General features: G+C 70.5%; 8 protein-coding genes. 6 read left to right on the forward strand and 2 right to left on the reverse strand.

The genetic code is table 11. The features are described 5' to 3' along the window. The first annotated feature begins 228 nt into the window (after positions 1–228). Positions 229–1,599, forward strand: coding sequence for an NAD(P)/FAD-dependent oxidoreductase (locus tag FPZ41_RS41815; protein ID WP_322621412.1), 1,371 nt, complete (start codon positions 229–231; stop codon positions 1,597–1,599). A gap of 75 nt (positions 1,600–1,674) precedes the next feature. Here FPZ41_RS41815 and FPZ41_RS41820 read toward each other — a convergent pair whose 3' ends face one another. Further along, positions 1,675–3,150: a regulator gene (locus tag FPZ41_RS41820; RefSeq protein WP_152869529.1), complete on the reverse strand. Its 1,476-nt coding sequence runs from the start codon at positions 3,148–3,150 to the stop codon at positions 1,675–1,677. A 322-nt stretch (positions 3,151–3,472) separates the two neighbouring features. Between FPZ41_RS41820 and lipB the strand changes: the two genes are divergently transcribed. From lipB to FPZ41_RS41840, 4 genes are all read left to right on the forward strand, one after another. Next, positions 3,473–4,270 (forward strand): lipoyl(octanoyl) transferase LipB, encoded by a 798-nt coding sequence (gene lipB, locus FPZ41_RS41825; protein WP_322621413.1) that lies wholly within the window; start codon positions 3,473–3,475, stop codon positions 4,268–4,270. A gap of 136 nt (positions 4,271–4,406) precedes the next feature. Continuing rightward, positions 4,407–5,372, forward strand: a complete 966-nt coding sequence (gene lipA / locus FPZ41_RS41830; protein ID WP_322621414.1) for a lipoyl synthase — start codon at positions 4,407–4,409, stop codon at positions 5,370–5,372. Between the two features lie 297 nt (positions 5,373–5,669). After that, positions 5,670–5,873 carry an SCO2195 family GlnR-regulated protein gene (locus FPZ41_RS41835; RefSeq protein ID WP_152869531.1) on the forward strand — a complete coding sequence of 68 codons (204 nt, stop codon included), beginning with the start codon at positions 5,670–5,672 and terminating at the stop codon, positions 5,871–5,873. 88 nt (positions 5,874–5,961) lie between these two features. Beyond that, the gene (locus tag FPZ41_RS41840) at positions 5,962–6,663 is read left to right on the forward strand and encodes a DUF4191 domain-containing protein (protein ID WP_152869533.1); all 702 of its coding nucleotides are present in this window, start codon (positions 5,962–5,964) and stop codon (positions 6,661–6,663) included. Positions 6,664–6,794: 131 nt separating this feature from the next. Here the strand turns inward: FPZ41_RS41840 and FPZ41_RS41845 are convergent, their stop codons facing one another. Then, complete coding sequence (locus tag FPZ41_RS41845; protein WP_131567937.1) at positions 6,795–7,262, reverse strand: RDD family protein; 468 nt, start codon at positions 7,260–7,262, stop codon at positions 6,795–6,797. 198 nt (positions 7,263–7,460) lie between these two features. Here FPZ41_RS41845 and glnA point away from each other — a divergent pair, with 198 nt between their 5' ends. Continuing rightward, positions 7,461–8,870 (forward strand): type I glutamate--ammonia ligase, encoded by a 1,410-nt coding sequence (gene glnA / locus FPZ41_RS41850; RefSeq protein ID WP_152869537.1) that lies wholly within the window; start codon positions 7,461–7,463, stop codon positions 8,868–8,870. Positions 8,871–9,186: the final 316 nt, after the last annotated feature.

The raw sequence follows: 9,186 nt of genomic DNA on the forward strand, positions 1-9,186 counted from the left end.
GGTCTGGGGCGGCAGCCCCAGGGATGGGACGGGTAGGGGCGGCGGGGGCGAAACCTCCCGAGCCGCACCGGTGGAAGCACCGAACGCGCCCCCCATGCGTCCGTGCGAGGGCGACGCGCGACTCCTCCCGGCCGCCCGGCCACCTACCCTCATCGCGGAACTCGGGTATTCCAGAAGCCGGTTGGGGGCATGACGTCTCCAGCAGCCGCGCGACCTCGGGAGGGGCACGTGCTTGAGTCGGCGCACCAAACGGAAACCGTGGACGTCATCGTCGTGGGAGCCGGGGTCGCCGGCCTCGCGGCCGCCCACCATCTGACCAGCGCAGGACTGAGCGTCACCGTACTGGAGGCCGCCCCCGCCGTGGGCGGCCGCATGGCCACCGAGAAGGTCGACGGCTTCCGCCTCGACCGCACGGCCCCGCTGCTGTCGATGTCGTACCCGGAACTCGCCCGCATCCCGGCCCTGGACGCCCTGGTGCTGCACCCCTTCTCGCCGGCCCTCCTGCTGCACGCGGGCGGACACCTTCACCGCGTCGACACAACTCCGACCACCACCCGAAGCCCAAGGGGCGCACTCACGGCCGTACGCGCCCTTGCGAGCGCCCCCCGCATACCTCGCGCCCAGGGCGCCCCCGGCACGCCCCGTTCAGGCCCCCTCGGCACACTGGCGGACCAGTCCCGTCTGGCCACCGCCCTCGCCAGGCTCGCCGCCACGCCGCCCGAGCAGCTCCTCACGCGCACGGAACTCCCCACCGCCCGGGCACTGGTGAGCCGAGGCTTCCCGGCACGCGCCATCGACGGTTTTCTGCGCCCCCTGCTCACCGCCCTGCTGGCCGACCCCACGCTCCTCACCTCCAGCCGGTGTGCCGACCTCGCCCTGCACTCCTTCGCGACGGGCCGACTGTGCCTCCCGGAGGGCGGCGCCGACACGCTCCCGGAGCTCCTCGCGGCCACGCTCCCACCGGGCAGCGTGCGGACGGGCGTACGGGTGACATCCATCAGCACCACGTCCGTGACCACCGTCGACCACGGCGAACTTCCCTGCCGTGGCGTCCTGTTGGCCACGGGCGCACGCGCCGCCGCCGAGTTCCTCCCCGGTCTGCGCGTCCCCGCCTTCCACCCGGTGACGGTCCTGCACCACACCACGGACGAACCCCCGCTCACCGAACCGGCGTTGCTCCTGGACGCCGACCGCGGCGGCCCGGTCTCCCACACGGCGGTCATCAGCCAGGTCGACCCGTCCCGGGCCCCGGCCGGCCGCGCACTGATCTCCTCGACCGTGCTGGGCCCACTCCCGGACCCGGCCCACCTGGATGCGACGGTCCGTTCCCAACTCGCCCGCCTCTACGGCACATCGACGACCCGCTGGGAACTCCTCGCGGTCCACCACGACGCCGAGGCCGTCCCCGCGATGCCCCCGCCGCACGACCTCCGGCGCCCCGTACGGCTGCTCGCCGGTCTGTACGTCTGCGGCGACCACCGCGACACGAGCACCGTCCAGGGTGCCCTCCACTCGGCCCGCCGGGCCGCCCACGCCGTCCTCACGGACCTGGACACCCAACCGACCTCACGAGTGGAGCCCCTCGAAACGGCCGCGTGAGGACGAGGGCTTGGTGGGCCGAGAGGCAGGGGCGCCCGGTCGGTCCGGGCGCCCCTGCCGCCGTACTCCCACGCCCTACCCGAGCGCCGCCACCCGGTCCCGGTATCCCCGTACCGGTGCCGCGTCCCGGTACGGCTCCAGCCGGCGCTCGAAGTCGCGTACGTACTCGACCGCGCGGACCGACCGCATCTCGGCCGCCTGCCCGGCGGCCTCCGCGCCCAGCTGGCAGGCCTGGTCGAGTTCGCCGAGCCCGAGCCGGGCGGAGGCGAGGACGACGCGGCAGAAGAGACGGCTGCGGGCGTAGCCGGGCGCGCGCAGTTGCAGGGAGCGCTCGGCGTGCTGGGCCGCGGCCCGGTACTGCTGGAGGTCGCGGTGGCAGTGCCCGAACTCGTCGGCGAGCTGGGCCTGGTCGAAGAACCGCGCCCAGTACGGCACCTCGTCTCCGGGCTGGGCCGCCTCCAGTGCGCGCTCGGCCCGGACGAGCGCGGCCGTGCAGGCCCGCACCTCGCCGAGCACACCGTGCCCGCGCGCCTCCACGGAGTGCAGCAGCGCCTGGACGACGGGCGGCGCCGACGATCCGACGCCCTGCTGGGCCACGCGTGCCAGTTGGACGGCCTCGCGCCCGTGGCCGAGGTAGACGGCCTGGCGGCTCATCGTCACGAGCACGTACGACCCGTACATCCGGTCCCCGGCCGCCTGCGCGAGCCGCAGCGCCTGGACGAAGTACCGCTGGGCGAGTCCGTGGGCGGCGATGTCGTACGAGGTCCAGCCGGCGAGCCGCGTGAGGTCCGCGGCGGCCGCGAAGAGACGGCGGCCGGTCTGCTCGCCGTACGTGCCCCGCAGCATCGGCTCGGCCTCGTGCTCCAGGTAGCGCACCAGGGCCTGGCGGGCGTGGCCGCCTCCGTAGGCGTGGTCGAGGGCGCGGAAGAGCTCCCCCACCGAGCGGAGGGCCGCGATGTCGCCCGCGGTGACCCGCTGGCCGGGGCTGCGCTCGGTCTGACTGCGCTGCCGGGACGGGGGTGCTCCCTGTTCGGGCGGAGCCGGGAGCCTGGGGGCGGGTCGGACCTGTGCGGGGACGCGCCCGGCGGCCGGGTCACCCCGTCCGACCCGGTCGTCGGCCCGGCCGATCAGCCAGTCCCGGCTGGGGACGACGAGCCCCGCCGGAGTGAACGCGATCTTCCGGAGCTCGGCGTGGCTGCCGGAGTCCTTGCGCCACAGCCCGCCGACGATGTCGATGGCCTCCTCGGGGGTCGCGGCGAACTCCAGGCCCGCGTAGACGGGTGCGCACGCGTCGAGACCGAGGTCCTGGGCGGAGAGCCGACGGCCGAGGCGGCGCGTGAACACCTCGGCGATCAGTGCGGGGGTCGTACCCCGGGGCTGCTGGCCGCGCAGCCACCGGGTGACCGATGTCTTGTCGTATCTCAGGTCGAGTCCGTGTTCGAGGCCGAGCTGGTCCACACGGCGCGCCAGCCCCGCGTTGGAGAACCCCGCTTCTGCGATGAGGGCGGCGAGCTGGCGGTTGGGGGTGCGCTGCGGGGGTCGTTCCGTCATCTGCGGTGCGGTCTGCCTTCCCGATCTTCGGCGAGGTGCCCGGATTGCCTGTGAGCAGCCCTTATGGCCTCATGAACGGCGTGAATGTAGCGGAGAGTGAGCGGCCGATCACATTCTTCGCCTTCCATTCATCCGATCGTGTGAAGATTGGTCGCTCGGCTGACGGGAATCGGCCGGGCGTACAGTGGCGTAGGCGCGTACATGCATGACGAACGCATCGCGCGCCCGACGAATACACGAATGAGTGCGTGATGCGTCCAGTGCCGTGCATGCATCCACTGCCTGCATCCAGTGCTTCAGCGCATCCAGGGAGGCGCTTGCCGTGAGTGAGCTGCGGTTCGTCCGCATGGGGTTCGGTGCCGAGGCCGTCGAGTACCAGGTGGCGTGGGACGAACAGCGCCGGGTGCACGCGGCGCGGTTCGCGGACGAGGTACCCGACACCGTGCTGCTGCTGGAGCATCCGCCGGTCTACACGGCGGGCCGGCGTACGGCCGACAGCGAGCGGCCCCTCGACGGCACACCCGTCGTCGACGTGGACCGCGGCGGCAAGATCACCTGGCACGGTCCGGGTCAGATCGTGGGCTACCCGATCCAGAAGCTGCCGCGTCCGGTGGACGTGGTGGCCCATGTGCGGCGCCTTGAGGACGCCCTGATCCGTACGTGCGCGGAGTTCGGCCTGGAGACCACCCGGGTCGAGGGCCGCAGCGGCGTGTGGGTGCTCGGCGACCCGGTGGACCAGCGGCCGGCCCTCGGCGGACTCTCCCTGGACTTCGACCCGCGGCTGCACGACGAGGAGTTCGACCCGCGCCTCAACGGGCCCGAGTACGCGCCCTCCAACGCCGGGCAGCGGCGCGAGGACCGCAAGATCGCCGCGATCGGCATCCGGGTGGCCAAGGGCGTCACGATGCACGGCTTCTCGTTCAACGTGAACCCCGACAACTCCTGGTTCGACCGGATCATCCCCTGCGGGATCCGCGACGCGGGCGTCACGTCCCTGGCCGCCGAGCTGGGCCGCGACCTGACGATCCCGGGTGTGCTGCCGGTCGTGGAGCGGCACCTGCGGGACGTGCTGGAGAACGCGGAACCGAAGCCGCGCGAGGTGGAGCGGGCGGCGGTGTAGCCCGGCGGGGCGGAAAAAGCCGGCGCCTCCGGACGGGAATGTCCCCCGAAAGCCGAAGGTTGCCCACCCCGGAGGCCGACAACCGTACGGGCGTACCCTGGTGTACGCCGAAGAATCAAAGCTACAGGGAGCCGATGTGTCCGCAGTCTCACCCGACGGACGCAAGATGCTGCGCCTGGAGGTCCGGAACAGCCAGACCCCCATCGAGCGCAAGCCCGAGTGGATCAAGACCCGGGCGAAAATGGGTCCCGAGTACACGAAGATGCAGAACCTCGTGAAGAGCGAGGGCCTGCACACGGTCTGCCAGGAAGCCGGCTGCCCCAACATCTACGAGTGCTGGGAGGACCGCGAGGCGACCTTCCTCATCGGCGGCGACCAGTGCACCCGGCGCTGCGACTTCTGCCAGATCGACACCGGCAAGCCCGAGGCCCTGGACCGCGACGAGCCGCGCCGCGTGGGCGAGTCCGTGGTCACCATGGACCTCAACTACGCCACGATCACCGGCGTCGCCCGCGACGACCTCCCCGACGGCGGTGCCTGGCTGTACGCCGAGACCGTCCGACAGATTCACCAGCAGACCGCCGGACGGGCGGACGGACCCACCAAGGTCGAGCTCCTCGCCCCGGACTTCAACGCCGTCCCGGAGCTGCTGGAGGAGGTCTTCGCCTCCCGCCCCGAGGTCTTCGCCCACAACGTCGAGACCGTGCCCCGGATCTTCAAGCGGATCCGCCCCGGCTTCCGGTACGAGCGCTCGCTCAAGGTCATCACCGCGGCCCGCGACTACGGCCTGGTCACCAAGTCGAACCTGATCCTCGGCATGGGCGAGACCCGCGAGGAGGTCAGCGACGCACTCCGGCAGCTGCACGACGCCGGTTGCGAGCTCGTCACCATCACGCAGTACCTGCGCCCGAGCGTCCGCCACCACCCCGTGGAGCGCTGGGTCAAGCCGCACGAGTTCGTGGAGCTGAAGGAGGAGGCCGAGCAGATCGGTTTCTCCGGCGTGATGTCCGGCCCGCTGGTGCGCTCCTCGTACCGGGCCGGCCGGCTGTACCGGATGGCGGTCGAGCGGCGGGGGACGTACGTGGCGTCCCAGGCCGTCTGACCCGACGTACGGGCATACGGGCGTAACAGCACCGGTGGTGGCACTGCGTGCCACTTCCCGGGTGTGAATCTGCGCACAAGCGGCTACTGTCGAGTAGTGGCCAATACGACGCGGTCCTGACCGTCCCCGCAGACAGGGGGCGTCATCAGGGCCGCGTCAAGGTTTAAGGGCCGCAAAACAAGGCTTCATTGGCGTTTGACCGGTCGGTCACGCACTGGTAACACCATTCAGTGACCCTGGTTTCACACCACGTAGAGCCCTGACCAGAGCCGCCATCCCTGAGAGGGGACCTCCAGCATGCAGGCCACACCCGTCCGCGCCACCGCGATCCCGTCGTTCACCAATGCACTCCGTGCCGTCGAGTCGCTGCTCATGAGCGGCGGACAGCGCACCGCCCGCCGCAACGCCTGGACCTCCGTCCTGGAGGACCGCCGTCGCGCCAAGGACCGGGTCGAGGCCCAGCGGGTCCTCGAAGAGGCCGTCACCTCCCAGCGGCTCTGACCTCCGCCGCACCGCGTCCCGCTCCCCGTCAGAACCGCCGTCGGCACCGCCGTCGTCCTCGCCTGGCGGGCCACGTAGACTTCGTGGCATGGCGAGGAAGGAAACCGCAGCGGACGCTGCGAACCCCGGGCGGCTCAAGCAGATCGCCCTGACTTACAAGATGACCCGCAAGGCCGACAAGAAGATCGGTCTTGTACTCGCGGCTGTCGGAATCGTCACCTTCGGTGTCTTCCTCGCGATCGGTTTCTTGATCGGTCACCCCATCTATCTCGGCATTCTCGGCTTCCTGCTCGCCTTCCTCGCGACGGCGATCGTCTTCGGGCGGCGGGCCGAGCGGGCCGCGTTCGGTCAGATGGAGGGTCAGCCGGGTGCCGCGGCCGCGGTGCTCGACAACGTCGGCCGGGGGTGGACGACCACTCCGGCGGTGGCGATGAACCGCAGCCAGGACGTGGTGCACCGCGCCGTCGGCAAGGCGGGCATCGTGCTGGTCGCCGAGGGCAACCCGAACCGGGTGAAGAGCCTGCTGGCCGCCGAGAAGAAGAAGATGACCCGGATCGTGGCGGACGTGCCCGTGCACGATCTGATCGTGGGCACCGGCGATGACCAGATCCCGCTGAAGAAGCTTCGGACGACGATGCTGAAGCTGCCGCGCGTTCTGAGCGGGCCCCAGGTGACCGCCACGAATGACCGTCTGCGGGCGATGGGCGACCTGATGAGCAACATGCCGTTGCCGAAGGGGCCCATGCCGAAGGGAATGAAGATGCCGCGGGGCGGTCCGAAGCTTCGGTAAAAGCTTCGGTGACGTTGCGGCCGCCGGGCTTGAGCCGGCTTGAACGACTTCGGGGCCCGGGGACCAGAAGGTTCCCGGGCCCCTTGCGCTTGTCAGGGCCGCAGGGCACGCGCCCGGCGCGCTCAGATACCTCAGATGCGGAGCTCCACCGTGCGCGCCAGGCGGTCGTGCAGGCCCCGGCCGTCGCGGTCCCAGACGAGGGGCGGGATGGCGAGGCAGAGAAGGAGCGAGCGGAGAACGGCCCGGAGGGGGTTCACCGTGCCGGTGTCCTGGGTCACCACGCGGATGCCGAAGAGGCGCTTGCCCGGGGTGAAGCCGACCGTGCCGACCGTCAGGACATGGAGCAGGAAGAAGATCAGCAGCGCCCAGTTGCTGGTCGCCTGGCCGTAGCCGTCGGTGATCAAGCTGTATGCGATCAGGACGCACAGAGCCCAGTCGACGGCGAGGGCTCCGAGCCGTCGGCCGGGGCGTGCGATCGAGCCGGAGCCGGACTCCGGCAGACCCAGCTGCTCACCGGGGTATCCGAAGTCGACGCCCGCGTCCTCAGCGGCCGCGCGGGGGCCGGAGAGCCACGATCCGAGTGCTTGCCTCTTGTCCACCCGACCACCGTACTTCCCCCGTACGGGGATCCTCACAGGTGGGGTGGGCAGGGGCCGGGTCGGTTAACTTGAACGAAACAAATGGGTCACACCCGAGTAATCACCCGTCCCTAGTGTCGAGATCAGCGTGTGCCACCGCACTGGCCGCACGAACGAACTACCACCCCGGCACGGACGGTCGGGAGTAGGAGGAGCTGGATGTTCCAGAACGCCGACGAGGCCAAGAAGTTCATCGCGGACGAGGACGTCAAGTTCGTCGACGTCCGTTTCTGCGACCTGCCCGGTGTGATGCAGCACTTCACGGTGCCGGCAGAGGCCTTCGACCCGGCCGAGGAGCTCGCGTTCGACGGCTCCTCGATCCGTGGCTTCCAGGCCATCCACGAGTCCGACATGGCGCTCCGCGCCGACCTGTCCACCGCGCGCGTCGACCCGTTCCGCCGCGACAAGACGGTCAACATCAACTTCTTCATCCACGACCCGATCACGGGCGAGCAGTACTCCCGTGACCCCCGCAACGTGGCGAAGAAGGCCGAGGCGTACCTCGCGTCGACCGGTATCGCCGACACCGCGTACTTCGGCCCCGAGGCCGAGTTCTACGTCTTCGACTCGGCCCGCTTCGAGACGAAGGCCAACGGTGCCTTCTACGAGATCGACTCCGAGGCCGGTGCCTGGAACACGGGTGCCGTCGAGAACAACCGCGGTTACAAGGTCCGCTACAAGGGCGGGTACTTCCCGGTCCCGCCGGTCGACCACTTCGCCGACCTGCGTGCCGAGATCTCCCTGGCGCTGAACGAGGCCGGCCTGCAGGTCGAGCGCCAGCACCACGAGGTGGGCACCGCCGGCCAGGCCGAGATCAACTACAAGTTCAACACGCTGCTCGCCGCCGCCGACGACCTCCAGCTCTTCAAGTACATCGTGAAGAACGTGGCGTGGAAGAACGGCAAGACGGCGACCTTCATGCCGAAGCCGATCTTCGGTGACAACGGCTCGGGCATGCACGTCCACCAGTCCCTGTGGACGGGCGGCTCCCCGCTGTTCTACGACGAGGCCGGTTACGCGGGTCTGTCGGACACCGCCCGCTACTACATCGGCGGCATCCTCAAGCACGCGCCGTCGCTGCTGGCCTTCACCAACCCGACGGTGAACTCGTACCACCGTCTGGTGCCGGGCTTCGAGGCGCCGGTCAACCTGGTGTACTCGCAGCGCAACCGCTCCGCGGCCATGCGTATCCCGATCACGGGGTCGAACCCGAAGGCCAAGCGCGTCGAGTTCCGCGCGCCCGACTCCTCCGGCAACCCGTACCTGGCCTTCTCGGCGCTGCTCCTCGCGGGTCTGGACGGCATCAAGAACAAGATCGAGCCGGCCGAGCCGATCGACAAGGACCTGTACGAGCTGGCTCCCGAGGAGCACGCGGGCGTTCCGCAGGTCCCGACCTCGCTTCCGGCCGTCCTCGACTCCCTCGAGGCCGACCACGAGTTCCTTCTCCAGGGCGACGTCTTCACCTCCGACCTGATCGAGACGTGGATCGACTACAAGCGCACGAACGAGATCGCTCCGCTGCAGCTGCGGCCGCACCCGCACGAGTTCGAGCTGTACTTCGACGTGTGACATAGCCCGGGTCCGGGCGGTCGCCGGGTCGCGTGCCCGTTTGCTCGTCTGCGCCGCCCTGGACCGCTGGGTCACCCTGTAAGCCTTCGGCCGTGCCCTCCCCTCACCGGGGGGCACGGCCGAAGGCTTTCCCCTGCCCCGAGCCGCGCGGGCCTTTCCTCGCCCCCGCCGCCCCTACCCGTCCCATCCCCAGGGGCTCCGCCCCTTCGACCCCGGCCAAGGGGGCTGCGCCCCCTGGACCCCCAGGGTTCCGGGGCTGTGCCCCGGCCCCGCCTTCGGCGGCTTCGCCCCGGACCCCGTTTCGGGGGCCAGCCCC

It is taken from the genome of Streptomyces acidicola (assembly GCF_009377235.1).
Lineage (GTDB): Bacteria > Actinomycetota > Actinomycetes > Streptomycetales > Streptomycetaceae > Streptomyces > Streptomyces acidicola.

Excerpts from the sequence above, each read along its gene's own strand:
- FPZ41_RS41820 (WP_152869529.1), bottom strand. The coding sequence starts at position 3,150 with ATGACGGAACGACCCCCGCAGCGCACCCCCAACCGCCAGCTCGCCGCC.
- glnA (WP_152869537.1), top strand. The coding sequence starts at position 7,461 with ATGTTCCAGAACGCCGACGAGGCCAAGAAGTTCATCGCGGACGAGGAC.
- FPZ41_RS41840 (WP_152869533.1), top strand. The coding sequence starts at position 5,962 with ATGGCGAGGAAGGAAACCGCAGCGGACGCTGCGAACCCCGGGCGGCTC.
- FPZ41_RS41835 (WP_152869531.1), top strand. The coding sequence starts at position 5,670 with ATGCAGGCCACACCCGTCCGCGCCACCGCGATCCCGTCGTTCACCAAT.